Genomic DNA, 26,460 nt, shown 5'->3' on the forward strand with positions numbered 1-26,460 from the left:
GTGACGGTTACGGCTGGGTTGCACCGGAAAACATGCACGTTCCTCGAACTGCCTTGCCGAGCCACCGAGCGAACGGCCTTCACCGGTAAAGACACCTAGGCCGCCAGGTGGCAGGCTACCTCGCGATCGGCGACTGCACGCAGGACGGGCATCTCCGTGCGACACCGATCCGTCGCGAGTGGGCAGCGCGGATGGAAGGCGCAACCTGTAGGCGGGTTCATCGGGCTCGGGATCTCGCCTTGGACGGCGGCACGGTGGCGCGGACGGCCGGGGCGCGGAACCGGCACGGCGGCGAGAAGGGCCTCGGTATAGGGATGCAGCGGACGACGGTAGATCGTTTCCTTATCGCCGATCTCCACGATGCGGCCGAGATACATGACGGCGACTCGATCGGCGATGTGCCGCACGATCCGGAGGTCATGCGAGACGAAGACATAGCTCAGGCCGCGCTCGGCCTGCAGGTCGCGCAACAGGTTGACGACCTGGCCTTGTACCGAGACGTCGAGCGCCGACACGGGTTCGTCGCAGACGATCAGCGCTGGATCGAGGGCGAGCGCGCGGGCGATGCCGATGCGCTGGCGCTGGCCGCCGGAGAACTGGTGCGCATAGCGCGCGCCATGCTCGGGGGCGAGCCCGACCCGGGCGAGGAGCGCCGGTGCGCGCTCGCGGCAGTCCTTGCGCGACATGCCGGCCAGGCGCAGCGGTTCGGTGACGATCTCGTGGACCTGCATGCGCGGGTTGAGCGACCCATAGGGATCCTGGAAGATCATCTGGAAGCGGCGGCGTAGCGCCCGCAGCTCGGCACCCTCTGCGGCAGCGATGTCATGGCCGTCGAAGGTCACGGATCCGGCCGTCGGGTCGAGCAGGCGGATCAGCAGGCGGCCCAAGGTCGACTTGCCGCAGCCGCTTTCACCGACCAGCCCCAGCACCTCGCCACGCGCGATCGAGAGGTCGACGTTCTCGACGGCGCGCACCGTGCCGACCCGGGCGATGCCCAGCGGTCCCCCCAGGACGGGAAAATGCTTGGTGAGGCCACGCGCTGCCAGGAGTTCGGTCATCGTACGGCCACAAGCGGCTTGAGGCAGGCGGCGGCGTGGTCGGCGGCCAGCGCGAGTAGCGGGGGCTCCTCGGTGCGGCAGGCGGCAACGGCCTGAGGACAGCGCGGCTCGAAGCGACATCCGGCGGGCAGGGCCGTTGGCGCCGGCACGGTGCCCTCGATGACGGCCAGCCGATCGTCCGTCTTCTCGTCGTCGCCTGGCATGCAGCGCAGCAGCGCAGCGGAGTAGGGGTGCGCCGCCGAATCGAACAGCGTGGCGGTCGCCGCGCGCTCGACCACTTTGCCCGCATACATGACCACGACCCGATGGGCCTGCTCGGCGACGACGCCGAGATCGTGGGTGATGAACAGCACGCCCATGCCGAACTCGGCCTGCAGGTCCGCCAGGAGATCCGTGATCTGCGCCTGGATGGTGACGTCGAGCGCGGTCGTCGGTTCGTCGGCGATCAGCAGCGCGGGATCGCAGGCGAGGGCTGCCGCGATCATCACGCGCTGACGCATGCCGCCGGACATGCGGTGCGGATAGTCGTCGTAGCGCTGCGCCGCCGAGGGAATGCCGACCCGGTCGAGCAGTGTGATCGCGCGTGCGCGCGCCTCGCGCTTCGATAGTCCGCGGTGGAGCCGTAACGGTTCGGCGACATGCGCCCCGATCGACAGCAGCGGATTGAGCGAGGACATCGGCTCCTGGAAGATCATCGCGATGCGATCGCCGCGAATCGCCGCCATTTCGCGCTCGCCGAGACGCGCAAGGTCGCGGCCCTCGAAGCGGATGGCGCCGCGTGTCATGCGGCCCGGCTCCTGCAGCAGACGCATGATCGTCAAGGCGGTGACGCTCTTGCCGCTGCCGCTCTCACCCACCAAGGCGACGGTCTCGTGCCGGTCGACCGTGAAGTCCACGCCGTCGACGACAGTGGTCGCGTTCTCCACGGGCCCGAACGCGACGGACAGATCTTCGATTTCCAGCAGCGCCATGAGGAAGAAGGCTCCCTTGCGCGGTTCTACAACTCAGAATGCTGTAATGACCGGACAATTAGACATTGAAGCGTACAATAGGGGCCTTTAAGGTTCGTGCAAGGCACGAGCAGGAGAAAGCAATGTTGGGGCCATTGGGTGAGGAGTTCTCGACCTTCGCGATCTCGGCTCGTTGCGCGGAGACCGGGAAGTTCGGGGTGGCGATCTCGACGCGGCCCATGGCCGTCGGCACGCGCTGTCCCTTCGTGAAGCCCGGTCTCGGCGTCGTGGTGACCATGGCCGTCACCGATCCGCGCCTGGGTCCGCTTGGCCTCCGCCTGCTCGGCCTCGGTTACTCGGCGGCGAAGACGCTGGAGGAGATCGCGGTGAGCGATCCCCATATCGAGCATCGCCAGATTTCCGTGATCGATCGCGACGGCAATGCCGTGGCGCGGACCGGTGCCAGCAATCACGATTGGTCGGGTCATTTCTGCGAGCCCGGCATGGTGGCGATGGGCAATGGCCTCATTTCGGAACGGACCGCCTCGGCCATGGCCGATACGTTCAAGGCAATGAAGGGTGACGATCTCGAAGCGCGGCTGATGGCGGCGCTCGAGGCCGGTCGCGATGCCGGCGGCCAGCATGGCGGTCAGCATTCGGCGGCCCTGATCGTCTATCGCGCCCAGGAATATCCGCTGGTCGACCTGCGGGTCGACGAGCATGTCGAGCCGATCGGCGAGCTGCGCCGCCTGTTCGACCTCTATCGCCCGCAGATCGAGTACTACGAGACACGGCCCTGGCAGCCGACGGCATTGGGTGTCGTGGAAGACTGGGTCGAGGCGCGCGCCAAGGCCAAGGCGGCCGGCGTGAAGCCATGACCTTCACCGTCGTCGGCCGCTGTCCGCGGACCAGGATGCTGGGCGTCGCCATGGCGACGCATGCGCCGGCCGTGGGCAACCGTTGCCCGGTCGTCATTCCGCGCATGGCGGCGGCCTCGGTGCAGGCGATTGCCGATCCCCGGTTGACGCTGCTGTGCACCAAGCTGATGGGGCTCGGGTACCACGCCGGCAAGATCATCCACGAGCTCGAAAGCAGCGATCCCAATGCGCCGCTGCGCCAGATCGGTGTCGTCGATGCCTGGGGCAATGCGGCCGCCATGACGGGGACCGAGAACGGCGCCTATGCCGGCCACATCATCGGCAAGGGCTGGCTGGTGATGGGCAACGGCATCGTCGGCCCACAGGTCACGGAAGCGATGGCCCGGTCGATGGAAACCACGGGCGATGAGCTGCTGGAAGAGCGGCTGGTGCGCGCGGTCGAAGCGGGCGGACGCGCCGGCGGCCAGGCCGACGGGCATTTCTCGTCGTCGATCCTGGTCTACGGCGACGAGCCCTTCGCCTACATCGACCTCCGCGTGGACGTGCATGAAGAGCCGATCGGCGAACTACGCCGCATCTTCGAATGGTTCCGTCCCTTGCTGCCCTATTACAGCGAGCGGCCCTACAACCCGCGCCTGCCGCGGGACGATCGCTGGCGCGATCAACAGAAAAAATAGCCGGGGGAAATCAAGAACAGGAGCTTCATCGCCGAGGGGGTGTCTATGCGTACGATCCTGAGAACGGCTCTGGGGGCGGCACTGGCCGTCGTTGTCGGCGCGTCGTCCGCGCAGGCGCAGAAGGACAAGGACATGCTGGTGGTGGGCGCCTCGCTCTTCACCGATTCCATTGCGCCCACGGGCGGTGCCTATATCACGCTGAGCCTCTGCTACCAGACATGGGAGCCGCTGGTCGCGCGCGACAACGACGACAAGCTCGTGCCGGCACTGGCCGAGAAGTGGGAGGCGATCAGCCCCACGCACTGGCGCTTCTTCCTGCGCAAGGGCGTGAAATGGCATGACGGCACGCCCTTCACCGCCGCCGACGTCAAGTTCACGATCGACTACGTCATCGACCCCAAGCAGGTCTATGCGCGCAAGACGCGCATCGCGGGCGTCACCGGGACCGAGGTGGTGGACGACTATACCGTCGACATCAAGACCGCCTCGCCGGCGCCGCTGCTGCTGCGCGGCCTCGCCGATATCCCGATCGAGTCCAAGGCGCATACCGAGAAAGTCGGACAGGCTGAAGCACACAAGAAGCCGATGGGTACCGGCCCTTGGAAGTATGTCAGCTGGGTGGCGGGCGACCGCTACGATCTGGCCGCCAATCCCGACTACTGGGGCGGCGCGCCGGCCATGAAGAAGCTGCGCATCCGCGCCATTCCCGAGGGAGCGACGCGCGTGGCCTCGCTGGTGGCGGGCGAGACCGACATCATCGAGGAGATTCCCGTCGACCTGCTGCCTTCGGTCGAGAAGCGCAAGAATCTCAAGATCGACGCCGTCGAATCCTCGGTGAGCCTCGTTCACACGTTCGATACCCGCAAGCCGCCCTTCAACGACGTGCGCGTCAGGCTGGCGCTGGACTATGCCATCGACAAGCAGGCTCTCCTAAAGCAGATGCTTGGCGGCTACGGCTCGGTGCTGGACGGCCAGCTCGTGACCAAGGCCACCTTCGGCTACAACCCCAACCTCAAGTCGCGGCCCTACGATCCGGCCAAGGCCAAGGCGCTGCTGGCGGAAGCGGGCTTTCCCAAGGGCTTCGAGAACAAGATCAACACGCTGTCGGGGCGGTATCTTTCCGACGTCGACATCGCCAATGCCGTTGCCGGCATGATGACGGCGGTCGGCGTGAAGACCAGCGTCAACGTCGTCGAGGGCGGCGTGTGGTCCCAGCTCGATCGCTCGCGCGAGCAGGGGCCGATGTACCAGGTCGGCTGGTTCAGCGTCGGCGACGCCGATTTCAACACCGTCTGGTACACGGAAGCCAGCAAGCGGAACTACTGGACGAACACGGAGTTCGACAGGCTCTGGCTCGAGGCGCGCTCGACCATGGACGAGGCCGCCCGGCTGAAAGACTACAACCGGATGATGGAGATCATGCACGACGAGGTTCCGTCGATCTTCCTGCTCGGCCTGCCGCGTATTTCCGGCCGCAACGAGAAGGTCTCCGGTTGGCAGCCTTCCCGCGATTCGCTGCTGCGCCTTCACAAGGTCAGCGTGAAGCCGTGACGTCGGCAGGAAACTGACATGCGCTACCTGCTGCGCCGTCTCCTGCTGGTACCGGTCCCGCTGGTCTTCGTCATCGCTTTCGTCTTCGTCGTGCTGAGACTGACCGGCGATCCGGTGGCGATCTATCTGGGGCTCGATGCGACGCCCGAGCAGGAGGCGGTGCTGCGGGCCGAGCTGCATCTCGACAAGCCGTTGCCGGTCCAGTTCGGCTATTTCCTGGTCGATCTGCTGCAGGGAGACTTCGGCAACTCCATCCAGTTCAAACGGCCGGCCATGGAGATCGTGCTCGAGAGGTTGGGCTCGACTCTGCAGCTCCTCTCCCTCGGTCTGCTGCTGGCCATCGGGCTCGGCGTGTTGGGGGGAGTCGCCTGCGCGGTGTGGAAGGACAAGGTTCCCGACTTCGTCATCTCGGTACTGGCGGTCGTGGGACAGTCGATGCCAAGCTTCTGGCTGGGCATCCTGCTGATCCAGCTGTTTGCGCTCGACCTGCAGTGGCTGCCGACGTCCGGGCAGGGCGGTTGGGAGCACATGGTCCTGCCAGTGGTGACGCTGGCCACTTTCCTGGTGCCGAACTTCATCCTGGTGACGAGGGTGAGCGTGCTCGAGACTGCGCGCGAACAATTCGTCGTCACCGCGCGTGCTCGCGGCGCGCGCCCCGCCCGGGTGCTCTGGCTGCACGTCCTGCCCAACGCCCTCAATCCCGTGGTGAGCCTGGTCGGACTGCAACTCGGCCGACTGATGGGCGGCGCGGTGGTGACCGAATCGATCTTCGCCTGGCCGGGCGTCGGCCGGCTGATGGTGAGCGCCATCTTCCAGCGCGACGTGCCGATCGTGATCGCCGCGGTGTTCATCGTCGCGGTGACCATCGTGACCGCCAACCTGCTGGTCGATCTGGTGCAGGCCGCCATCGATCCGCGCATCCGGCTGCGGTGATCAAATGAAATGGTTCGGCCCGCGACTGAAGATCCAGATCGGTGTCGTGCTCGTGCTGGGCATGTGCGTACTGGCGCTCTTCGCGCCCCTGCTCGCGCCGCACGATCCCTATGCGCAGAACCTGATGCTGCGGCTGCGCCCGCCGGTCTGGGAAGCAAAGGGAAGCTGGACCTACCCGCTGGGCACCGACAATTTCGGCCGCGATCTGCTGTCGCGCCTGATCTACGGCTCGCGGCTCTCCATCGCCGTCGGCCTTATGGCGATGCTGGTGGCGCTCACCTTCGGCACGACGCTGGGGCTGGTCGCGGGTTATGTCGGGGGGCGCACCGAGCAGGTCATCATGCGCTTTGCCGACGGGTACCAGGCGATCCCGGAGATCCTGCTGGCGATCGTCGTGGTCGCGGTGTTCGGCGGCGGCGTCGTCGTGCTGGTCCTGGTGCTGGGGTTCGCCGGCTGGGAGAGCTATACGCGCGTCGCCTTCAACCTGACGCGCTCACTGCGCGAGCGGCCGTTCGTCGAGGCGGCGGTCGCCTCGGGAGCGGGGGGCCGCTACGTCATGTGGCGGCACATCCTGCCGCAGATGTCGCCGGTACTGACGGTGATCGCCACCCTGCAGGTGGGCCAGCTCATCCTGCAGGAGACGGCTCTGAGCTTTCTCGGTCTCGGCGTGCCCCCGCCGACGGCGACCTGGGGCAATATCCTGGCCGAGGGTCGCGACCGGCTGCTGGTCGCGCCCTGGATCGCCAACCTCGCCGGCATTGCCATCGTGCTGCTGGTGCTGGGGGTGAATCTGCTGGGCAACGGGCTGCGCGAAACGCTGGATCCGCGGCGCGCGGACCGGCGATAAAAAAGAAAATAAGGAGAGGAAATGCGTCGAGATCCGGTTCCGGCCTACTACAGAATCTACCAGGTGCTGAGCGAACGCATCGCCACGCGCGTCTACCGGCTGGGCTCCCAGCTTCCGACCGACGCCGAGCTGATGGCCGAGTTCGGCGTCAGCCGGCACACCGCCCGCTCGGCGGTGGAGGAGCTGGTGTCGCGCAAGCTGGCGCGCCGCTTCCCGGGTCGCGGCACCTTCGTGCTGGAAAGCGATCCTGAGAGCCGCGACTGGAGCGCGCGCGCTCTGGAGGATCTCAGGATCCACGATCCCGACGCGCGCTTCGACCTGCATGGCATCGACCGCTTGCCCGAGCATGGCGACGATCGGGTGGCGGCGCTTCTGGAGGCCCCGTCGAGCCAGGGCATCCTGCGAATCTCGTGGAGCCGCGTGCGGCCGACCGGACCGATTGCCTTCTGCCGGGCATACCTGCCGCAAGGGCTGGCGGAGCGGCTGCCGTCCGACATTGCCGAGCAGATGCGGTCGGCGCAGGTCATCCCGCTGATCGAGAAATACTGTGGCGTTCAGGCTTTTCGCGTGCAGCAGGCCTCCTCGGCGATCTCGGCCGACGCCGAGCTGGCCAAGCGCCTCGAGGTCGAGCCGGGTGCCGCCCTCCTGCTGCTCCAGCGCACCTACTTCGATATCGAGGGCGTGGCGATCTACTACTCGGACCTCTACGTCCGCTCCGATCGCTTCGTGCCCAAGATCGAGCTCTTCCGCCATCGCCAGCAGGTCGATCTGGCGCGCCCGCTGCCGGCCGGCCCCGAGGCGGCGAACCCCAATCATCGTAGCGTGAGGTCTCAGTCATGAAGAAGCCGTTTCACCTGGCGTGGTTCCTGTCGCAGGGCTATGGCCCGAAGAGTTGGCGCAGCGACTTTCCGGGCAGCGACATCAATCGCTGGATGATGCCAGATATCTTCGTCGATCTGGCAAAGGGCATGGACCGGGCCTGCTTCGACTACATGATCATCGAGGACAGCTCGAACGTGCCCTACACCTACCAGGGTTCGCACAACTCGTACCTGCAGTACGCGGCGAGTGCGCCCAAGCTCGATCCGGCGGTGCTGGTGCCCTATCTCGCCATGGCGACCAAGACGGTGGGCATCGTGCCGACGCTGTCGGTCTCTGAATATCCGCCGTACCTCCTGGCGCGACTGGTCAACTCGCTCGACCATACGACCGAGGGCCGCATCGGCTGGAACTGCGTGACCGGCAGCAACGATGGCGCGGCGCAGAACTACGGACACGAGAAGCACCGGCCGCACGACGAGCGCTACGACGTGGCCGACGAGTTCGCCGACGTCGTGACGAAGCTGTGGGAGGCCTGGGAGCCGGATGCGGTCGTGCTCGACCGAGAGAAGCCGATGTTCGCCGACGGCTCGAAGGTCCATGCCATCAATCACGAAGGCAAGTATTTCAAGGTGCGCGGGCCGATCAACGCGCCGCGCTCGCCGCAGGGGCGGGTGCCGATCTGCCAGGCCGGCGGTTCGCCGCGCGGCCAGCAGTTCGCCTCCCGCTGGGCCGACACCATCATCACCGAGGGCGGCGGCAGCATCGAAAGCATGAAGGCCTATCGCGACAAGGTCCGAAAGCAGGCGGTCGAACACGGCCGCAATCCCGACGACATCAAGGTGCTGTTCCTGGCCCATCCGATCATCGATGTCAGCATGGAGGCCGCACGGGACCGCGCCCGAATGGAAGCTGCCGAGGCCGAGAAGCATCTCGACCTGCATCTGTCGGGCATGTCGCGCCTGACCGGCATCGATTTCTCGAAGTTCGACCTCGACGAGCCGCTGCCGGCGCATCTCACGACGAACGGCCACCAGTCGTCGCTCGCCAAATGGATCGGCAAGACGCCGCGCTCGATCCTGCAGAGCTATTCACGCAAGGGCGGAATCGACTTCACAGGGACGCCCGACTATGTCGCCGGCCTGATGGCGGAGATCATGGAGGAAGTGGGCGGCGACGGATTCCTGATCTTCAACAGCTATTTCGACCGCCGCTACATCATGGAAGTCTGCGACGGCCTGGTGCCGGAACTGCAGCGCCGCGGCGTGACGCGCAAGCAGTACGCGCACAAGCACCTGCGGGATAATCTGCTGGAATTCTGACGACCTTGCCGGGTCGAAGTCGCCGGCCATCGCAACGTCGTCCTTGAGGCAGGAGGGGATCCCTCCTGCCGCTTCGTTTTTTGATGGCAGGAAGCGCGAGAGCTAGAATTCCAGCAGGTTGTCGCGCAGGTGCTTGTGGGCATATGCCTTGCGGGTCAGGCCCTGGCGCTGCAGCTCCGGCACCAGCCCGTCGCAGACCTCCATTACGCCGCGGCGGTCGATGGGCGTATCGGAGATCAGGAAGCCGTCGCCGCCCACTTCCTCCATGACCTCGCGCATCACGCCGGCCACATGTTCGGGCGTGCCGGTGTAATCGAGGCTGCCCTTGGCGGCGTAACCGCGCACGATCTCGCGCAGGGGCTTGCCGAGCCAGCGGGCCAGCGACGACTGGTGGCCGTTGGTCTTCAGGTCCATCGGCAGGTTCTCGTCGAGATCGAACTTGGAGAAGTCGATGCCAGTCAGTCGCGACATCCCGGCCAGCTGCATGTCGACGTACTTCAGCGAATCCTCCTGCTGCAGCCGGCGCCGCTCGCGCGCCGCTTCCATCGTCGTGTCGACGATCGGCGAGCACAGGAACAGGAGCTTGATGTCGTCGGGATTGCGCCCCATGGCGGCGGCGTTGGCGCGCACCTCCTCTTGATAGGCCTTCATCTTCTGGATGTTGGCGCCTTCGGTGATGATGGTGTCGGCCCATTTCGAGGCGAACTTCTTGCCCGCCGCCGAGCCGCCGGCCTGCACGATCGGCACGCGCCCCTGGGGCGAGCGCGGCGCGTTGATCGGCCCGCGCACCTTGAAATACTTGCCCTCATGGTGGATCGGGCGGACCTTCTTGCCGTCGGCGAACATCGGCGTCTCGCGATCGAGCACGACCGCGTCCTCGTCCCACGCTTCCCAGAGTTTGGTGACGACATCGGCGAACTCGTCGGCGACCTCGTAGCGCTCGTCATGCGGCCTGTGCTTTTCGTGGCCGTAATTCTGTGCAGTGCCGTCGTTGCTGCCCGTCACGCAGTTCCAGCCGATGCGGCCCTCGGTGACATGGTCGAGCGAATTGATGAGACGCGCCGCCAGATAGGGCGGGTATTCCGAGATCGAGAGCGTCGGCACGATGCCGAGATGCGTGGTGGCCTGCGCCAGGTACGGTACCAGGACCGGCGGGTCGAGCTTGGGAGACCCTTGGGCGTACTGCAGGTAGGTATCGTGGTTGCCCTTGTAGGTATAGGGCACGTTGGAGGAGTCCTCGATGATCATGTAGTCGAAGCAGCCGCGCTCCATCCCCTTGGCCAGGTCGATGAAGAGGTCGGGCATCATCCAGCGCTTAACGTCGGAGGCGCTGCCGGCCCACATCGAGCGCCAGTTCTTGGACGCGAAGCTCTGGCCCAGGAACCAGGCGAGATGAAACGGCTTAGGCATGCGGGTTTACTCCATTGAGACGGATGCATTTGGCCCAGTGACCGTCGCCCAGCGGATACTGCGGCGGGTCTACGGCGGCACACTCGGGCACGGCGACGGGGCAGCGCGTACGGAAGCGGCAGCCTGATGGCGGGTTGGCCGGATTGGGCAGGTCGCCCTTCAGGATGATCCGCTGACGCTGCGTTTCGATATCGGGATCGGGCACCGGAACCGCCGACATCAGCGACTTGGTGTAGGGGTGCGCCGGCGCAGTGTAGATCTCTTCCTTGCCGGCCATCTCGACGATCTTGCCGAGATACATCACGGCCACCTGGTCGCTGATATGCCGCACCACGCTGAGATCGTGGCTGATGAAGATGTAGGTGAGCCCCAGGCGCTCCTGCAGGTCCTGCAGCAGGTTCACGATCTGCGCCTGGATCGACACGTCGAGCGCCGACACCGGCTCGTCGCAGATGATCAGGTCCGGCTCGACCGCGAGGGCGCGGCAGATCGCGACGCGCTGCGCCTGGCCACCGCTCAGCTCGTGCGGGTAGCGTTCGAAGAACGAGCCCGAGAGGCCCACCATGTCGAGCAGTTCTCGGATGCGGCCGGCGCGCGCGGCGCCGCGGAACAGGCCGTGGATATCGAGCGCCTCGCCCACGAGATCGCCGATCGGCATCCGTGGATTGAGCGAGGCGTGAGCGTCCTGGAAGATGATCTGGAGCTTGCGCCGCATCCGGCGCAGGTCGCGCCTGCCCAGCTGGCGGAGATCCGTGCCGTCGAACAGCACCCGGCCCGAGGTGGCGCGCACGAGCTGCAGGATCGCATAGCCGGTCGTCGACTTGCCGCAGCCCGATTCGCCCACGAGGCCCAGGGTTCGGCCCTTCTCGACCTTGAAGGAGACGCCGTCGACGGCCTTCACCGTGCCCGGTGCGTCGGGGCGGCCGAAATGGACGTCGAGATCCTCGACTTCGAGCAGCGTACTCATGATGCCCGATCTCCAGGTTTCAGATCCGCGAGGCAGCGAGCCCAGTGATCGCCGCCGAAATCGCGGCGCTCCGGTGGCACCGTCTGGCAGGCGGAAATGGAGACCCGGCAGCGCGGCAGGAACGGACAGAGCGTGATCGGTTCGATCAGGCTGGGCGGCATACCTTCGATGGGTGTGAGGCGGCGCACGCCCGTGCCGTCGACCCGCGGCGTCGAGCCCATCAGACCGAGCGTGTAGCCATGGCTCGGGCGATGGAACAGTTCGCGGATGGGGCCGGACTCGACCACGTTGCCCGCATACATGACGTTGACCTTGTCGCAGAGGCCCGCGACGACGCCGAGATCGTGGCTGATCCAGATCACCGACGTGCCGCGCTCGCGCGTGAGGCGCTTAACCAGGTCGACGATCTGCGCCTGGATGGTGACGTCGAGCGCCGTCGTCGCCTCGTCGGCGATGAGGAGGCGTGGATTGCAGGACAGCGCGATAGCGATCATCACCCTCTGGCGCATGCCGCCGGAGAACTGGTGCGGATAGGCGCTGAGACGCTTTTCCGCCGAGGGAATGCCCACGGTCTCGAGCAGCTCGATGGCGCGGCGCTTAGCGGCCGCACTGTCGAGCTTCTGGTGCCGGCGCAGCACTTCGGTCATCTGCCGGCCGATGGTGAGCACCGGATTGAGCGAGCGCATGGGATCCTGGAAGATCATCGCCATGCTCGAGCCGCGCTCCTCGCGCATCTCGGCTTCGCTGAGAGCCAGCAGCTCGCGGCCGTCGAAGGCCAGGCTGTCGGCGGAGATACGTCCGGGCGGCTCGGGGACGAGGCGCATGATCGAGAGCGCCGTCACGCTCTTGCCGCTGCCGCTTTCGCCCACCAGGCCCAGGATCTCGCCCTCTTCGAGATCGAACGACACCCCATTGACCGCGCGCACGTCGCCGCGATCGGTGGCGAAGCGAGTGTGGAGGTTGCGGACGCGCAGCAGGCTCATGCGTCGGCTCCCACGCTGCGACGCGTGCGCCAGGCGCGCGGGTCGAGCGCATCGCGCAGCCCGTCGCCCATGAAGTTGATGCTGAGGACGCAGACCGCGATGATCGAGGTCGGCGCCAGGAACATCCACGGCGCGTCGGCCAGGAAGCGGCGGGCCTCGCTCATGTCGCGGCCCCAGCTAGGCGCCGGCGGCTGAGTCCCGAAGCCCAAGAAGCTGAGCGATGCCTCCGAGACGACGGCGGCCGCGAAGACGACGGTGAGCTGGACGACGATCGGCGACACCATGTTGCGCAACAGGTGCGAGAGCACGATGCGCAGTGGACTGGCGCCCAGCGCGCGCGCGGCGGTCACATAGACGTCCTCGCGCACGGCCAGGGTGCTGCCGCGGACCATGCGCGCCAGGATCGGCGCCTGCACCAGCCCGAGCGCCAGCATCACGTTCTTGATGTCCGGGCCCAGCAGCCCCACCAGCGCCACCGCCAGCAGGAGCGGCGGGAAGGTGAGGAAGGCGTCGACCAGCCGCATCAAGGCATTGTCGACCTTGCCGCCGAAATAGCCTGACGCAAGGCCGAGCGGCACGCCCAGCATGAAGGCAAAGCCCACGACCAGCAGGCCGACCGAGAGCGAGGTTCGTCCGCCCCAGAGCATGCGCGAGAAGACGTCGCGGCCGAAATGGTCCGTGCCCATCAGGTGCTCGAACGACGGCGGCTTCAGTTTCATCGAGAGTTTGATCTGGATCGGATCGTAGGGCGCGACCCAGGGCGCGAAGGCGGCCGCGAAGCAGATCGCGAACAGGATCAGCAGGCCGATGGTTGCGGCACGGTTGCGCGGGAACTGCTGCACGGCGAGCGCCAGCGAGCCGCGGAATTGCAGGGGACGGGCGCGCGTGTCGGTCATCTTGCTGGGCATCAGTAGCGGATGCGGGGATCGAGCAGCGCGTACATCATGTCCGCGAGGATGTTCATCAGCAGGAAGAAGACCGCGATCACCAGCGTGAAGCCCTGGATCACCGGGAAGTCGCGATTGATCACGGCGTTCAACACCGCCGATCCCATGCCGGGCACCGCGAAGATATATTCGATCGTCACCTGGACGCCGATCATGTAGCCGAACTGGACGGCGGCCATGGTGACGAAGGGGATCATCGCGTTCTTGAGCGCATGGACGATGACGATGGTGGACGGCAGCAGACCCTTGGCCCGTGCGGTGCGCATGTAGTCCTGAGACAATACGTCGATCATGCTGGAGCGCAGCAGGCGGGTCAGCATCGCGGTCTGAAGCGCGCCGAGTGCAATGGCGGGGATGATGAAGGGGCTGTAATGCTTCCACAGCCCGCCTTCCTCGGCCTCGGACGAGCCGATGCCGGTGATCGGCAGCCAGTCGAGCTTGATCGAGAAGACATAGATCAGGATCAGCGCCAGTCCGAAGTTCGGGATGGCGAAGCCCGCGACCGTGTAGCCGGTGCAGAGATAGTCGATCCAGCTGTTGCGCCGGAGCGCCGCGATCACGCCCAGCGGAATCGAGACCACCAGAGCGAACAGCATGCCGGCGAAGGCGAGTTGCAGGCTGATCGGCAGCCGCTCCGCGATCAGGGTGGTGACCGGATCGTTGAGCCGCATCGAGCGGCCGAGGTCGCCGGTCACCACCTTGGCGATCCAAAGCCCGTACTGCTCGGGCAGCGAGCGGTCGAGGTTGAACTCCTCGCGCATCGCCTTCGCCGCCTCGGGCGAGGTCTGCATGCCGAGCATGATCGTCACCGGGTCGCCCGGCGTCGCGCGCGTGATGGCGAAGGTCATCAGCGACACGACCAGCAGGACCAGCGGTACCTGGATCAGGCGACGCCCGAGATAGGACCACATCAGCCGCGACTATCCCTTGTGCAGGCCCTTGTGCGGGTCAAGACCACGAAACCGTGTCGAGTTTCTCGGTGTATTCCTGCGGCGCCGGTTCGAAGCCCACCAGCTTGCTGTTGTAGATCTGGATGTTGTTCGTGTTGCAGTGATAGATGATCGGACATTCCTCGAGCGTCGTGTCGACGATCTTGTGATACATGGCCTCGCGCTTGGCCGGATCGAGCTCGCTGCGTGCGCCGTCGAGCATCGCGTCCATCGACGGCACGCTGTAGGCCGATGCGTTCCCCTTGCTGTTCAGGAACCACCACGACGTCGCGTCGGGATCGGGCGCGACGAGGGTGATGTCCTCGAGGTGCTGGTCGAATTTCTGGTTGAGCCATAGGCTGTTGAAGCCGCCCATGTCCATGTTCTTGATTTTGTAGGTGATGCCGATCTGGCTGACCATCGCGGCGACGAGTTCGAGCTCCTTGCGCAGCCAGTCCTTGTCGGAGGTGATGACCTCGACCTCGTAGCCCTTCACGCCGGCCTGGGCCATCAGCTCCTTGGCCTTCTTGAGGTCGCCGTTCTTGGGGTACTTCAGCATCGGCTGACGATGGCCCATGTAGCCGGCGGGGATCTGGTTGTCCGTGGGGATCGCCTCGCCATAGTAGATCTCGTTCACGATCGCCTCGCGGTCGATCGCATAGGAGATCGCCTGGCGCACCAGCTTGTTCTGGTAGGGCGCGTCCGGCTTGGCCTTGAGGTTGAACTGCTGGTAGTCCCACGCCCAGCCCGGTGTCGACTTGATGGTGTACTTGGCTTCCTTGCGGAGGGCCTTCATGTCCTTGGGATCGGGATGGGTCACGAAGTCGAGTTCGCCCTTCTGCAACGCCTGCAGGCGGGTGGTCGAATCGGGGATGGCGCGATAGACGACGCGGTCGAGCTTGGGGAATCCCGGGCGCCAATAGTCGGGGTTCTTCGCCAGGACGATCTCGGTGCCCTTCTTGCTCTCGATCTGGAAGGGGCCGTTACCGACGGGCGTGGCGCTGTAGGCGTCGTTGCCCATCTCCTTGTGTGCCTTCGCCGAGACGATCGTGCCGCCGTAGCCCATGGTGACGCCGGGGAAGGCACCGAAGGGCTGCTTGGTCTTCATTTCGACCACGTACTTGCCGTCGCTCTTCACCGTGTCGATCGGGAACAGCGCGGTTCCCATCTGGAAGCTCTTCGACGACATGTGAAATTCGAAGGTGTAGACGACGTCCTCGGCAGTGAACTCGCCGAAGCCCTTCTGCCATTTCACGCCTTCGCGGATCTTGATGCGCCAGGTCAGCGGATCGGGCTGGGTCCACTCGAGCGCCATCAAGGGCTCGATTGCGCGGTCCTTGAAGTTGATCTTAACCAGCCCGTCGAACACGTTGTACATGACCAGGCTTCCCTGGATGTCCGAGCGGATCACGGGGCTGAGGTTGCCGAACTCGCCACCCCACGTGCCGACGCGGAGGTCGCGCCGGCCCTGCGCCAGCGCGGGCGCGCGGCCCGTTCCCAAGATCAGGCCTGTGCCGAGAGCGCCCGCTCCGAAGGCGCGACGGCTCATGCCCCGGCCCGTTCCCTTGCCGCTCGTCGTCTGGAACCCTTTGGTCATAGCCGCCCCCAATGAATGGAATTCAGAACCCTCGATCGTATTCCTTCAGACCGTTCTCGATGATCTGATGAAGCATCGTGATCAACGCGGCCTGCATCTTGTCCGACGTGCCGTCGACGTAGGGGATGAGGCGGGAATAGGCCCCGTCCATCGCGCCGCCATCGACACTCGCCTGCACGATCCGTAGCTCCGTTGCTTCGTCGTGCAGGATCTCACGGTCCCCCAGGTGACCCGCCAGTGCCGCCGCGATTCCGTAGGCACCCCAGTTCGACACGGCGGCGAAGACCAGCACATCACATTCAGTAACCGTGCCAACGCCGCCGTGGCAGGGACAGCCGCAGTCCTTGCCGAACGGCTGGATCTCCGACACCGCCTCCTTGATGAGGCCGCAGCCGATCTCGTTGCCGCCGTCGCCGATGCCAACCGTGGCGATGCCCGCCGCCTTGGCCTGGTCCGCCAGATGGTATGCGCTGGCGATCTTGTCCGGCGTGCGGGGCGTGCCCATGATCGAATGGTAGATGCCCTTGGTGTTGGGCCCGACCTTCTCGATGAACACCATGGCGGCCGGCTTGTACTTCTTGATGAGCGCGGCCGCGGCTTTCTTGCCGGCGGCATCGCCCAGCGGGAAGTTGATTGCCATGGCGCAGGAGCGGCGCTGCTTGAACAGCGCCTCGTCATAAACGGCGAGGCCGGCGGCCTCGGTCGACTTGATGACCGCGGGCATGTTGCGCTCTTCGCTGATCAGGATCGGCTTGCCGCCCAGGCCGAACTCGATCGCCCGCGCGATCGCGGCCGCGCCCGGCGGACCGTCGGTCTCGCCCGCCGGTAGGCCGGGGGGCGTGCCCGCGCCGGTGATGACGAACACGTTGTCGCCGGGCTTGATCGACTCTTTCAGCAGCTTTGCCGCCAGCCAGGTGAGCGGCTTCTTCTGCTTCTTCCGCGCCGCCTCGTAGAGAGGATAGGTGACGCCGCGCGGCAGCCCGACTCGGAAGCGCATCTCGACATTGATGGCGCGGTCGATCGAATCGCCGACGATCTCGTCGATAGCCATGATTTACCTCTGCACGTTCAGTTGGAAGGTCTCGATCAGTGGGTGAGGCCCGCGTCGGGCGGCTCTAGATTCTTGCGCACGATGTTGGACAGGAACTGCATGCAGGCCATCGACGTCTCGCCGTCGAGCCCATCGACCAGGAACTCGGTCGTGCAGTACATCGCCTCGAGGCCGCCGGCGTCGAGGCAGGCCTGCACGATGCGCTTTTCCATGTCCGGCGAATGGATGAGCTGCGGCTTCTTCAAGAGGTACGCGAGGCAGGCCTCGATACCGTAGCAGCCCCAGTTCGACATCATCGCCGGGACCACGACGTCGGTCTTCACGACGGTGGCGAGGGCCTTGCCCTTCGGCATGGTCGCCACGACCGTGTCGTAGATCGTGCCGAAACCCAGCTCGTTGCCATGATCGCCGATGCCGACCGAGAAGATCTTGCGCTTGTTGGCTTCGGTGACGACGCCGCCGATGTCGATGCAGCCCTGGAATTTTGACTCCGGGCCGGTGAGCGGCAGGCCGGTCGCGGTGTGAACGTTGCCGTCGGCGCCGGCGCCCAGGCGCTCCGCCGCGACCACCGCCTTCGGCTTGTACTTGGCGTAGATCTCGGCGATCCACGCATCGATCTTCGACTGGTCTGCCGGTGCGTTCTCGAGGGCGGCGCCGAGATGGCGATCGCGCGCCTGCTCGAAGGGTTTGACCATGAGGCCGGCGGCTTGGCTGGACGCCACGATCGGATGGGCGTGGCAGGCTTCGTTCACGAACACCGGAACGGCGCCGAGACCGCGATAGAGAATGCGGGCGAGCGAGGCGGCACCCGGCGGCCCGTCGCTCTCGCCCTTGGGCATGGTGGGCTCGTATCCCGCACCGGTCATGATGAAGGCGACGTCGCCCTTGCCGAGCGCCTGCTGCAGGCCCTTGGCGGCCGCCATCGTGACCGGCTGGTCGCCCGCGACCTCGCGCGCCGCGAGATACATCGGCAGCAGGATGCCGTGCGGCATGCCGTGGTTCTTGGCTTCGATCGTGATCAGCCGGTCGACGGCTTCTCCAACCATATCGAGCATCGCGGTGTCTCCCTCGTCGCCGGCAACCAGATGACACGGTGAATTGGAGCCGCCGCGGGTGATCGGACAAGCGCCATTTCGGCGTTGAAGCGATGCCGGTTCGGCATCAGTCTAAAGGCAGGAGAGACCAAGAAATGATCAATCAGTCCCTGCGTTATTTCTCCGCAATTGCACGGCTCGGATCGATACGGGAGGCGGCGGAGGAATTGCACATTGCCCAGTCCGCGCTCAGTCGACAGATCCAGAAGCTGGAGGAGGAATTCGGCGTTCCGCTGTTCGAGCGCCACGCGCGCGGGGTGAAACTCACCTCGGCGGGCGAGATCCTGCTCCGCCATGCCCAGACCAACCTGCGCCAGATCGAGCGCGTGCGCTCCGAGATCGACGCGCTGAAGGGGCTGCGCCGCGGCACCGTCAGCATCCGTTCGATCGAGACCCTGGTGCCGCACCTGCTGCCGCGCGCCGTGACCCGATTCAGCCGGCGATATCCCGGCATCCAGTTCGAGATCACGATCGACGGCTCCGATCAGGTGGTGGCAGCCGTTCGCGAAGGCCGCACCGACATCGGTCTCGCCTTCTATCCCCCCGCCGAGGCGGAGTTGCAGACCGTTTTCAAGATGCGCGAGCCCCTGGTCGCGGTGATGTCCGCGCATCACCCGCTCGCCGGGCGGCCCAAGGTCTCGCTGGCCGATTGTGCCGTCTATCCGATCGCGTCACCTATGAAACACACCGGCAGCCACATCCTGATCGAGGTGGCCTGCACCGCGGCCGGCATTCATATTTCGCCGACCCTCGAGACCAACGCGATCCAGCTGCGCGTCGAGTTCGTGAAGGTGAATCATGGGATTGCCTTCCTCTCGCGCCTATCGGCCTGGGACAGTCTGCGCTCGGGTGAATTGGTTGCCGTTCCGATCCGCGACCGGCTGGTGAACAACGCAACGATCGATGCGATCACGCATGCGGCGCGGCAGCTGCCGGTCGCGGCGGAAGAATTCCTTCGTGTCCTTCAAGGGGAGTTCCAGGATCTGCACGAGCTGGCCTATGCGCCGCTGAAGCGCGAGGCGTCCGCGGCCGGTTCGGCACGTTCCGTGCGTGCGGGGGCGAAGGCACCGACGGGAGACAGACGCTCATGACCTTCACTCTGCTCGCGCGCTGTCCGACGACCGGCCATGTCGGCATCGGCATCGCGACCTACTCGATCACCGTGGGCCTCTACTGCACCGGGCTGCGCGGCAACACCGGCGCGACCATGACCCAGGCCTTCGTCAACCAGGGCAACAATCCGTTGGCGCTCCGGCTTCTGGCGCAGGGCTTCGCGCCCGAGCACGTGCTGGCCGAGCTGAAAGCCAACGATGCCAACCACGAGTTCCGCCAGATCGCGGTGATCGATCGTGTGGGCCGAGTCGCGGCTTATACTGGCCCGAAGAACCGCGGCTGGGCGGGGCATGTCACGGGCGACGGCTATGTCGCCATGGGAAACGTGCTGGCGGGCGAACCCGTCGTCGATGCCATGGCGAAGGCCTATGAAGGCGCGGCTGGGATTTCTTTCGAGCGCCGTCTCCTGGCGGCGATCGAAGCGGGACGCGATGCCGGCGGTCAGGCGGGCAACGACGGTCCTCTCCCCGAACGGTCGGCGGCCGTGATGGTCTACGGCGACTACGATCACGCCGAACTCGATCTGCGCGTCGACCTGCACGACACGGCGGTCGAGGAACTGCGACGCGCCTTCGAGCAGTACGAACTCTATCGCGGTTACTACAAGGAGAGAGCGCGCAATCCCAGGGATGCGATTCCGCAGTACGCCTTCGCCCAGACGCTCGCCCAGACGCAGGAGGCCGCGCGATGACTTACTCCGTGATCGGGCGTTGCCGGCGGACGGGCCGGCTCGGCCTCGGAATCGCCACCTATTCGCTGGCGGTCGGTGGGCGCTGCGAAGGCGTGATGGCCAATGTCGGCGTCTGCAAGACGCAGGCCTTTCCCAACCGCACTAACGATCCGCTCGGCATCAAGCTCCTGGCGCAGGGCTACGGACCCGCGCGGGTGATGGAGATCTTCGCCGGCAACGACACCGAGCACGGTTTCCGCCAGATCGCGATCATGGACCGAGATGGCAGGGTCGCCGCCCATACCGGCCCCGGCTGCCGCGGCTGGGCGGGCCACAAGGAGGCAACCGATTGCGTCGTGTTCGGCAACGGCCTGCTCGGTCCGCAGGTGCTCGACGCGATGGTCGCGGGCTTCCTGATGAGTCCCGACGATGCCCTGGAATATCGCCTGCTGCGCGCGATCGAAGGCGGCCGCGATGCTGGCGGGCAAGGGCCGGCCGACGCCCATCGAACCGAGCGCTCGGCCGCGATCAAGGTCGTGGACCGGCGCGACTTTCCCGATGTCGACGTGCGGGTCGACGTCCACGAAACGGCGGTCGACGAGCTGCGTCGCGTGCTGGAGGAGTTCAATCTCTACGAGGCGTTCTATCGCGGCCGGGATACCGACCCGTCGAAAGCCATCCCGCAGGACGTTTTCGCGAAGCAACTCGACGCCCGGCGCGTCAAGGAGCGGGCATGACCTACACCATCCTTGGACGCTGCGCCAAGACCGGCCGCCTCGGGATCGGCATCGCCACCTATTCGGTCACGGTGGGCCGCTACGCCCATTCCACGAGATCGAATGCCGGGGTCACGGTGAGCCAGGCCAACGCCAACGAGAACAACAACGCAATCGCTTTGCGCCTTCTCGCACAGGGCCTCGGCGCCCAGTCGGTCCTCGACCATCTCAAGGCCAACGACGCCTTCCACAGCTATCGCCAGATCGGCGTGATCGACCGCAGCGGCGCCGTGGCGGCCTATACCGGCGCCAACGTGCGCGGCTGGGCGGGTGAGGTGACGGGCGAGAACTACATCTCCACCGGCAACGGCCTGCGGGGCCGGCACGTCGCCGAGGCGATCGCCGAGGGCTTCCTCGCGGAGCCCGAGGCCGACCTCGAACATCGCCTGCTAATGGCACTCGAATATGGCCGCGACGCGGGCGGGCAGGGCAACGCGACGGCCCATCGGACGGAGCGCTCGGCCGCTCTCCAGGTCTCCTCGCGCCATATCCATCCGGACATCGACCTGCGCGTCGACCTGCACGACAAGGCCGTCGACGAGCTGCGGCGCGTCTGGACGGTCTACAAGCAGTACGAGGGTTACTACGCCGACCGCGGACGCAATCCGCGCGCGGCGATCGGGCAGGAGGCCTTCATCGCCTCGATGAAGGAGCCAAGGCCATGACCTTCTCGATCATTGCCCGCTGTCCCCACACGGGCCGTCTCGGCCTCGGCGTCACCACCTTCTCGATCGCCGCCGGCGGCCGCTGCGAAGGCATCCGCTTCGGCGCGGGCGTCTGCAAGACGCAGGCTTACGTGAAGCGAGACAACGACCTGATCGCGCTCGAACTGCTGGAACAGGGCATGGCGCCGGCCGGCGTGATGGCAGCGCTCAAGGCCTGCGATCCCGACCATGACTGGCGCCAGATCGCCATCATCGACCGCGAGGGCAGGACCTCTGCCCATACCGGCCCGGGCTGCCGGCCGTGGGCGGGGCATCACGAGGGCGATGGCTTCGTGGCGTTCGGCAATGTGCTGGCGGGGAAAGAGGTGCTGGACGGCATCGTCTCGGGCTTTCTCGCCGATCCCGGCGCCGCCCTCGAATTCCGGCTGCTGGCTGCCCTGGAGGGCGGACGCGATGCCGGGGGGCAGGTCGGGAACGATGGGCACCTCACCGAAAGGTCGGCCGCGATCTTCGTGGCCTCCGAGCCCGATCACTTCGACATCGACGTGCGTGTCGACCTGCATGACGACGCCGTAACCGAGCTGCGCCGCGTGCTGGAGGAGTTCAAGATCTACGAGAAGTTCTATCGCGACCGCGGTCATCGCCCCGACCTGGCGATGAGTCAGGTCGAATTCGTCGCGAGCCTGACGAAGGGCGCGGAGGCCTGAGCATGGCGAAAGATCATTTCCACCTCGCCTGGTTCCTGTCGCAGGGCTATGGCCCGAAGGCGTGGCGCTCGATGTGGCCCGGCACCGAATACGACAAACATCGCTGGATGATGCCGGACATCTTCGTCGACCTGGCCAAGGGGCTGGAGCGCGGCTGCTTCGACTACATGATCATCGAGGATTCCTCGATGGTGCCCTACACCTACCAGGGCAGCCACGACACCTACCTCAAGTACGGCGCCAGCTCGCCCAAGCTGGATCCCGCCGTGCTGGTCCCATGGCTGGCGATGGCGACCAGGCATCTCGGCCTCGTGCCGACGCTCTCGACGTCGGAGTATCCACCCTACCTGCTGGCGCGCCTCGTCAACTCCCTCGACCACGTCACCGAAGGGCGCATCGGCTGGAACTGCGTCACCGGCAGCAACGACGGGGCCGCCGAGAATTACGGCCATGTCGGCCAGCGGCCGCATGACGAGCGCTACGACGTCGCCGACGAGTTCGCCGACGTCGTCACCAGGCTGTGGGAGGCCTGGGACGAGGATGCGGTCATGCTCGACCGCGACATTCCCATGTTCGCCGACGGCAAGAAGGTCCGTCCGATCCACCATGAGGGCAAGTATTTCAAGGTGCGCGGACCGATCAACGCGCCTCGTTCGCCTCAGGGAAGGGTGCCGATCTGCCAGGCCGGCGGCTCGGCGCGCGGCCAGGCCTTTGCTTCCAGATGGGCCGACACGATCATCACCAATGCCGTGTCCGTCGAAGGCATGAAGAGCTTCCGCGAGGACATCCGCCGCCAAGCCGCCGGTTGGGGCCGCAATCCCGACGACATCAAGGTGCTGTTTCTCGCCTATCCGATCGTCGACACGACGATGGAGGCCGCCCGCGAACGCCGGCGGCTCGAGCAGGAGGATTTCGGCAAGCATCTCGACCTGCAGCTCTCGGGCATGTCGCGCCTCACGAACATCGACTTCGCGCAGTTCGATCCCGACGAGCCGCTGCCGGAGCACCTGCGGACCAACGGGCACCAGTCATCGCTCGCCAAATGGATCGGCAAGACGCCGCGCTCGCTGGCGAGCGGGCTCAACAGCCGGCAGGGTATCGACCTGGTCGGCACGCCCGATCACGTCGCCGGCCTGATGCAGGAGATCATGCAGGAGGTGGGCGGCGACGGCTTCCTGCTGTTCAACGCCCACTTCGACCGACGCTACATCATAGAAATCTGCGACGGGCTTGTGCCCGAGTTGCAGCGTCGAGGGCTGACGCGCAAGGCGTATGCGCACAAGCACTTCCGCGACAATCTGAGGGAGTTTTAGGCCGACGCTTGGCGCTTCTTGAGCGGTGGTAGACCCGTACGGCTCAGGGAACGCTTGGCGGCGGCAGGCGGTTGGTAGGCCCGGCAGGATTCGAACCTGCGACATAACCGTTATGAGCGGCTCGTTCTAACCGCTGAACTACGGGCCCCCGCAACCGACGGGCTGCGCCCCGGGCGCGCCGGGGCGGGCTCTTATAGCCCGGCTATTCGGCGGGCGGCACGAACATATAGCCTACTCCCCGCACGGTGCGGATCACCGTCGGCTTGTCCGGCGCCGGCTCGATCTTGCGGCGCAGCCGCGTGATCCGGAGGTCGATCGCCCGGTCGAACGGGTCGCGGGCGCGGTGGCTGGTCGTCTCCAGCAGCCAATCGCGCGACAGCGGACGATTTGGGTTTTCCGCAAAGATCTTGAGCACGTCGAATTCGCCGGAGGTGAGCGGAACATCGGTGTTGTCAGCGTCAAGGAGCTGGCGCTTGGTCAGATCGAGCACGTGGCCGCCCATCCGCACGCGCTCGAGGCGGGAGGGGGTCGCCTTGGCCACCGACCGGCGCAGGACGCTCTTGCAGCGGGCCAGCAGCTCGCGCGGCTCATAGGGCTTGGCAACATAGTCGTCGGCGCCGCTTTCGAGGCCCAGCACCTTGTCGACCGGGTCTGTGGCCGCCGTCAGCATGATGATGCCGACGCGGGTGTTGCTCTCGCGCAGCCAGCGGGCCAACGCGAAACCGTCGTCGGGACCGGGCAGCTGGACGTCGAGCAGGACGAGGTCGGGCATCGACCGGGAGAGCTGGCGGCGCATCTGGGCGCCGTTCTCGACAGCTGTCACCTTGAGCTCGTGATTGGACAGATAGGTCTCGGCGGCCTTGCGCTGAAATGCGTCGTCCTCGACCAGCAAAACGGACGGAAGCTGCATGACTTAACCTAATAAATAACGTTCAATGCCTTCAAATTAACACTATTTCTCAACGAATTATATCGTTTTCTTGATATTTTTGATACGATTGATCTTGGCGGAAATCCGCAAGCTCTAGCTGCCCCTTGGGGCGGCGGCTCAAACCCTGGTTTCGAGATGGTTGATGTCGCTCGCCGCCGCTGACCCGGCCGCCAATCAGGTCGAGACTGGCGAGGCGGCCCGCCAGGATCGGTTCGTTCGTGCCGAGCTGGTGCGGCGGTTGTTCGAGGGATCGGCGCCGTCGCGCTATTTTTCCTTCGTGCTGTGGCCGGTGATCGCCGCCATCTACTGGCGGCAGATCGACCTCGTCGAGCTGGCCGGACCGTTCGGGACCTACCTCGCGGTGACGCTGGGTTTCGACCTTCTGCGCCACCGCTTCGCCCGCGCGCGGGCCGACGACGAGCAGACCCTGCGCTGGGGCTGGTGGTTCGCGGCCTTCACATTTCTCGGGGGAGCCTGCTGGGGCTGGGCCGGGTATCTGCTGGCCTCCAGGGACTTCGAGTTGCCGCGCATGCTGCTAGGGCTCGTGCTGCTGGCCACGGTCACCACGGGCGTGCCGATCCGGTCGGCCCATCCGCCGACCTTCTATGCCTTCGCCGTCGCCACCGCGGCGCCGTTGCTGCTGGTCCTGGTCGCCTCCGGTGACCCATTCTACCAGATCGTAGGCATTGCCGGTGCCGCCTATGTCGGCCACCTCATGGCCTATGTGCGCGACGTCCACCGCTGGCAGTACGACAATATCGCCCTCGCTTACGAGAAGGACGAATTGGCGCGCCGGCTGCAGGTCGCCTTCGACGAGGCCCGCCAGGCCCGCGACGCTGCGCTTGCGGCGCAGCGCGACGCGGAGAAGGCCAACCAGGCCAAGTCGACCTTCCTTGCCACCATGAGCCACGAGATCCGGACGCCGATGAACGGCGTGCTGGGCATGATCGACGTTTTGGAGCGCACCGAGCTCTCGCCCGACCAGCGCGACCAGCTGGGAACGGTTCGCTATTCGGCGGCGTCTCTTTTGCGGATCATCGACGACATCCTGGACTTCTCCAAGATCGAGGCCGGGCGTCTAGATCTGGAGCAGGTCGAATTCTCCACCGTCGAACTGATCGAAGGGGCGGCCGAGGCACTGGGCGCCCGGGCTGCGGAGAGGGGGCTCGTCCTGTCGGCCTATGTGGCGCCCGATGTGCCCGCTCGCGCGGTCGGCGATCCGCTGCGACTGCAGCAGATCCTGTTCAACCTCCTGGGAAACGCCATCAAGTTCACCGAGAAGGGCAGCGTCCGGGTTTTCCTGGAGCGGGAGGGCCTGAAGACCGAGGGGCAACTCGCTCTTCGCCTCAGGGTGGTCGACACGGGGATCGGGCTCACGGCCGCCCAGCGCGACCGGCTGTTCAATCCCTTCGTCCAGGCCGACAGTTCGACGACCCGCCGCTTCGGTGGCACCGGGCTCGGCCTGTCCATCGTGCGCCGCCTCGCCGAGGCGATGCATGGCGGCGTCGAGGTGCACAGCGCGCCTGGCGTTGGTTCGACCTTCATCGTCACGGTGAAGCTCGAGGCGGCAGCGCCGAGCGCCGCCCCGGCCAGCCTCCCGCTCGAGAACCTGTCTCTTGTCCTCTCTCTGCCGGACCCGCAGGAGAGCGGCGCCATCGCGCGCTATCTGCGCGACGCAGGCGCGGAAGTCGATGTCGTGGTGTCGTCGCAGACGGCGGTGACGATCGAAGGCTCGAAGGAACAGCTGTGTCTCGCCGACCTCAAGCGGCCGTGGCGGCGGGACGTGCTGGTGCGGACGATCGCCCAGGCGGCGGGGCGGGTGTCGTGCCCTGCGCCAGCGGCCCCCGCCCCGGCCCCGGGGACAGGTCCGGTCGGCCGTTCGGGGGGCCGCGTGCTCGTGGTCGACGACAATTCGGTCAACCGCAAGATCCTGGCGCGGCAGCTCGAACTGGTCGGTGCCTCGGCCGACGTGGCGGCAAGCGGCGAGCAGGCCCTCGCGATGTGGCGGTCGGGCCAGTACGATCTCATGCTCGCCGACCTGCAGATGCCCGATATGGACGGCTTCGAACTGGCGCGGCGGCTTCGCAGCGACGAGGTGTCGACGGGTCGCGCACGCCTGCCGATCCTGGCCGTTACCGCCAGCGCGCTCGAATCGGAGGAAGAGCGCAGCCGGGCAGCCGGCATGGACGGTTTCATCATCAAGCCGCTCGGCATCGAACAGTTGAAGGCAACCCTGGACATCTGGCTGCGCGATGGACGTCGGGGGCGCTGA

25 protein-coding genes and 1 tRNA gene are annotated in these 26,460 nt (G+C 66.0%); 14 read left to right on the top strand and 12 right to left on the bottom strand.

The window, feature by feature from the left end; all coding sequences use genetic code 11:
- Nucleotides 1-95: 95 nt before the first annotated feature.
- Nucleotides 96-1,058 carry an ABC transporter ATP-binding protein gene (locus ACP15H_RS00960; protein WP_425064358.1) on the bottom strand — a complete coding sequence of 321 codons (963 nt, stop codon included), beginning with the start codon at nt 1,056-1,058 and terminating at the stop codon, nt 96-98.
- The gene (locus tag ACP15H_RS00965; protein ID WP_425064359.1) at nt 1,055-2,029 is read right to left on the bottom strand and encodes an ABC transporter ATP-binding protein; all 975 of its coding nucleotides are present in this window, start codon (nt 2,027-2,029) and stop codon (nt 1,055-1,057) included. The genes ACP15H_RS00960 and ACP15H_RS00965 overlap by 4 nt, the downstream gene beginning before the upstream one ends.
- A 122-nt stretch (nt 2,030-2,151) precedes the next feature.
- On the opposite strand from ACP15H_RS00965, the gene ACP15H_RS00970 reads away from it, so the two are divergent.
- Genes ACP15H_RS00970 through ACP15H_RS01000 form a run of 7 tightly spaced genes read left to right on the top strand, consistent with a single transcriptional unit; the run spans nt 2,152 to nt 9,035 of the window.
- Complete coding sequence (locus ACP15H_RS00970; protein WP_425064360.1) at nt 2,152-2,886, top strand: DUF1028 domain-containing protein; 735 nt, start codon at nt 2,152-2,154, stop codon at nt 2,884-2,886.
- Nucleotides 2,883-3,563 carry a DUF1028 domain-containing protein gene (locus ACP15H_RS00975; protein ID WP_425064361.1) on the top strand — a complete coding sequence of 227 codons (681 nt, stop codon included), beginning with the start codon at nt 2,883-2,885 and terminating at the stop codon, nt 3,561-3,563. The genes ACP15H_RS00970 and ACP15H_RS00975 overlap by 4 nt, the downstream gene beginning before the upstream one ends.
- A gap of 45 nt (nt 3,564-3,608) precedes the next feature.
- A complete protein-coding gene (locus tag ACP15H_RS00980; protein ID WP_425064362.1) occupies nt 3,609-5,114 on the top strand; it encodes an ABC transporter substrate-binding protein in 1,506 nt (501 codons plus the stop codon).
- A gap of 18 nt (nt 5,115-5,132) precedes the next feature.
- Nucleotides 5,133-6,047 carry an ABC transporter permease gene (locus tag ACP15H_RS00985; protein ID WP_425064363.1) on the top strand — a complete coding sequence of 305 codons (915 nt, stop codon included), beginning with the start codon at nt 5,133-5,135 and terminating at the stop codon, nt 6,045-6,047.
- 4 nt (nt 6,048-6,051) lie between these two features.
- Entirely contained in the window at nt 6,052-6,894 is an 843-nt protein-coding gene (locus tag ACP15H_RS00990; protein ID WP_425064364.1) for an ABC transporter permease, read from the top strand.
- A 21-nt stretch (nt 6,895-6,915) separates the two neighbouring features.
- The gene (locus ACP15H_RS00995; protein WP_425064365.1) at nt 6,916-7,734 is read left to right on the top strand and encodes a GntR family transcriptional regulator; all 819 of its coding nucleotides are present in this window, start codon (nt 6,916-6,918) and stop codon (nt 7,732-7,734) included.
- Nucleotides 7,731-9,035: an NtaA/DmoA family FMN-dependent monooxygenase gene (locus ACP15H_RS01000; protein WP_425064366.1), complete on the top strand. Its 1,305-nt coding sequence runs from the start codon at nt 7,731-7,733 to the stop codon at nt 9,033-9,035. Before ACP15H_RS00995 ends, ACP15H_RS01000 begins: the two co-directional genes overlap by 4 nt.
- Before the next feature lie 102 nt (nt 9,036-9,137).
- Here the strand turns inward: ACP15H_RS01000 and ACP15H_RS01005 are convergent, their stop codons facing one another.
- The 8 genes from ACP15H_RS01005 to ACP15H_RS01040 are packed head-to-tail and all read right to left on the bottom strand — an operon-like array spanning nt 9,138 to nt 17,974.
- Complete coding sequence (locus ACP15H_RS01005; protein WP_425064367.1) at nt 9,138-10,445, bottom strand: NtaA/DmoA family FMN-dependent monooxygenase; 1,308 nt, start codon at nt 10,443-10,445, stop codon at nt 9,138-9,140.
- On the bottom strand, nt 10,438-11,412 hold the full coding sequence (locus tag ACP15H_RS01010; protein WP_425064368.1) for an ABC transporter ATP-binding protein: 975 nt from the start codon (nt 11,410-11,412) through the stop codon (nt 10,438-10,440). The genes ACP15H_RS01005 and ACP15H_RS01010 overlap by 8 nt, the downstream gene beginning before the upstream one ends.
- Nucleotides 11,409-12,395: an ABC transporter ATP-binding protein gene (locus ACP15H_RS01015; protein WP_425064369.1), complete on the bottom strand. Its 987-nt coding sequence runs from the start codon at nt 12,393-12,395 to the stop codon at nt 11,409-11,411. The genes ACP15H_RS01010 and ACP15H_RS01015 overlap by 4 nt, the downstream gene beginning before the upstream one ends.
- Nucleotides 12,392-13,303 (bottom strand): ABC transporter permease, encoded by a 912-nt coding sequence (locus ACP15H_RS01020; protein ID WP_425064370.1) that lies wholly within the window; start codon nt 13,301-13,303, stop codon nt 12,392-12,394. Before ACP15H_RS01020 ends, ACP15H_RS01015 begins: the two co-directional genes overlap by 4 nt.
- On the bottom strand, nt 13,303-14,253 hold the full coding sequence (locus ACP15H_RS01025; protein WP_425064371.1) for an ABC transporter permease: 951 nt from the start codon (nt 14,251-14,253) through the stop codon (nt 13,303-13,305). Before ACP15H_RS01025 ends, ACP15H_RS01020 begins: the two co-directional genes overlap by 1 nt.
- Nucleotides 14,254-14,290: 37 nt before the next feature.
- The gene (locus ACP15H_RS01030; protein ID WP_425064372.1) at nt 14,291-15,868 is read right to left on the bottom strand and encodes an ABC transporter substrate-binding protein; all 1,578 of its coding nucleotides are present in this window, start codon (nt 15,866-15,868) and stop codon (nt 14,291-14,293) included.
- 22 nt (nt 15,869-15,890) lie between these two features.
- A complete protein-coding gene (locus tag ACP15H_RS01035; RefSeq protein ID WP_425064373.1) occupies nt 15,891-16,919 on the bottom strand; it encodes a glutamate cyclase domain-containing protein in 1,029 nt (342 codons plus the stop codon).
- 35 nt (nt 16,920-16,954) lie between these two features.
- Nucleotides 16,955-17,974 (bottom strand): glutamate cyclase domain-containing protein, encoded by a 1,020-nt coding sequence (locus tag ACP15H_RS01040; protein WP_425064374.1) that lies wholly within the window; start codon nt 17,972-17,974, stop codon nt 16,955-16,957.
- A 92-nt stretch (nt 17,975-18,066) separates the two neighbouring features.
- On the opposite strand from ACP15H_RS01040, the gene ACP15H_RS01045 reads away from it, so the two are divergent.
- From ACP15H_RS01045 to ACP15H_RS01070, 6 genes are read left to right on the top strand one after another with little or no spacing between them, the layout of a single operon-like run.
- Complete coding sequence (locus ACP15H_RS01045) at nt 18,067-19,104, top strand: LysR family transcriptional regulator (protein ID WP_425064375.1); 1,038 nt, start codon at nt 18,067-18,069, stop codon at nt 19,102-19,104.
- Nucleotides 19,101-19,817: a DUF1028 domain-containing protein gene (locus ACP15H_RS01050; protein WP_425064376.1), complete on the top strand. Its 717-nt coding sequence runs from the start codon at nt 19,101-19,103 to the stop codon at nt 19,815-19,817. Before ACP15H_RS01045 ends, ACP15H_RS01050 begins: the two co-directional genes overlap by 4 nt.
- On the top strand, nt 19,814-20,533 hold the full coding sequence (locus ACP15H_RS01055) for a DUF1028 domain-containing protein (RefSeq protein ID WP_425064377.1): 720 nt from the start codon (nt 19,814-19,816) through the stop codon (nt 20,531-20,533). Before ACP15H_RS01050 ends, ACP15H_RS01055 begins: the two co-directional genes overlap by 4 nt.
- Nucleotides 20,530-21,237 (top strand): DUF1028 domain-containing protein, encoded by a 708-nt coding sequence (locus ACP15H_RS01060; RefSeq protein ID WP_425064378.1) that lies wholly within the window; start codon nt 20,530-20,532, stop codon nt 21,235-21,237. The genes ACP15H_RS01055 and ACP15H_RS01060 overlap by 4 nt, the downstream gene beginning before the upstream one ends.
- Entirely contained in the window at nt 21,234-21,944 is a 711-nt protein-coding gene (locus tag ACP15H_RS01065; RefSeq protein ID WP_425064379.1) for a DUF1028 domain-containing protein, read from the top strand. Before ACP15H_RS01060 ends, ACP15H_RS01065 begins: the two co-directional genes overlap by 4 nt.
- A gap of 2 nt (nt 21,945-21,946) precedes the next feature.
- Nucleotides 21,947-23,257, top strand: a complete 1,311-nt coding sequence (locus ACP15H_RS01070) for an NtaA/DmoA family FMN-dependent monooxygenase (protein ID WP_425064380.1) — start codon at nt 21,947-21,949, stop codon at nt 23,255-23,257.
- A 72-nt stretch (nt 23,258-23,329) separates the two neighbouring features.
- Here ACP15H_RS01070 and ACP15H_RS01075 read toward each other — a convergent pair.
- Both ACP15H_RS01075 and ACP15H_RS01080 read right to left on the bottom strand, forming a co-directional pair.
- Nucleotides 23,330-23,405 (bottom strand) — tRNA-Ile (locus ACP15H_RS01075).
- Between the two features lie 54 nt (nt 23,406-23,459).
- Nucleotides 23,460-24,149: a response regulator gene (locus ACP15H_RS01080; RefSeq protein WP_425064381.1), complete on the bottom strand. Its 690-nt coding sequence runs from the start codon at nt 24,147-24,149 to the stop codon at nt 23,460-23,462.
- 181 nt (nt 24,150-24,330) lie between these two features.
- Here ACP15H_RS01080 and ACP15H_RS01085 point away from each other — a divergent pair, with 181 nt between their 5' ends.
- Nucleotides 24,331-26,460: an ATP-binding protein gene (locus ACP15H_RS01085; protein ID WP_425064382.1), complete on the top strand. Its 2,130-nt coding sequence runs from the start codon at nt 24,331-24,333 to the stop codon at nt 26,458-26,460.

This window comes from Reyranella sp., assembly GCF_965249915.1.
Classification (GTDB): Bacteria; Pseudomonadota; Alphaproteobacteria; order Reyranellales; family Reyranellaceae; genus Reyranella.